We start from the raw sequence: 1,038 nt of genomic DNA on the forward strand, positions 1-1,038 counted from the left end.
AAATTCGCAAAGTTAGATAATCTTGCCATTATTATGGGGATGAGAATCCCGATTTCAGCCTCTTTTAGTGCGGAAAAGCTATGAAAAAACCATTTAACGTGATCGCCATTATCGGTAAGCCAAGAGATCAACAAGCGATTCAGACACATCGCGACCTATATCATTGGTTGAACTCACTCGGCTATCAGGTATTTATTGACGATCGACTTTCCGCCATTCTCAATGATGTTCCCGAAGAGCACTTTGCTGGTTTGGTCGAGTTAGGTGAAAAAGCCGAYTTGGCCATCGTGGTTAGGTGGTGATGGCAATATGCTCGGTGCAGCACGTATTCTCTCTCGCTCAACACCCGTGTTATCGGAGTAAACAGAGGCAGATCTGGATCTTGACCGACTTGAACCCTGAAGATTTCCAGCAATCTCTGAAAGCCGTGTTGGACGGAGCCTACATCGAGGAAGAACGTTTTTTGCTTGAAGCAGAAATCCACCGGCATGGGCAAGTAAAAAGCCACAACGCGGCACTCAATGAAGCGGTGCTCCATCCATGGCAAGTCGCGTCATATGATTGAGTTGAGGTTTACATCGATGAGAGCTTTGCGTTTCCTACGTGCAGACGGTTTAATTGTCTCCACACCAACAGGTTCAACCGCTTACTCGCTCTGCTGGCGGGGGCCCAATTTTATCACCGAGCCTGAACGCCATTTCTTTGGTGCCAATGTTCCCTCATACACTTTCAAGTAGACCATTAGTCGTAGATGGCAATCGCAGAATTAAACTACTGGTATCGCCAGACAACCGAGGAACACAAGAAGTCAGCTGTGATGGCCAAGTCTCTCTTCCCGTATCTCCCGGCGATGAGATCACATCTACCAGAGCCAATCGACTTCGTCTGATCCATCCAAAAGACTACAGCTACTATCACGTATTACGTAACAAGCTTGGTTGGTCGAGCAAGTTGTTCTAAATCTCCTTCCTTAAAAGGGTTAAGGCGTACCTTAACCCTCTGTACGATCATCAAAAAACACTCTTCCGACAAAGGAAA

General features: G+C 46.6%; 3 protein-coding genes. All 3 read left to right on the forward strand.

Features of this window, described 5'->3' with window-relative positions; genetic code table 11:
* Positions 1-80: 80 nt before the first annotated feature.
* Positions 81-302 (forward strand): hypothetical protein, encoded by a 222-nt coding sequence (locus tag CIK04_RS35735; RefSeq protein WP_369597172.1) that lies wholly within the window; start codon positions 81-83, stop codon positions 300-302.
* Between the two features lie 80 nt (positions 303-382).
* Entirely contained in the window at positions 383-565 is a 183-nt protein-coding gene (locus CIK04_RS35740; RefSeq protein ID WP_369597173.1) for a hypothetical protein, read from the forward strand.
* A gap of 53 nt (positions 566-618) precedes the next feature.
* Entirely contained in the window at positions 619-960 is a 342-nt protein-coding gene (locus CIK04_RS35745) for a hypothetical protein (protein ID WP_369597174.1), read from the forward strand.
* Positions 961-1,038: the final 78 nt, after the last annotated feature.

Source organism: Vibrio sp. 03_296 (assembly GCF_002265885.1).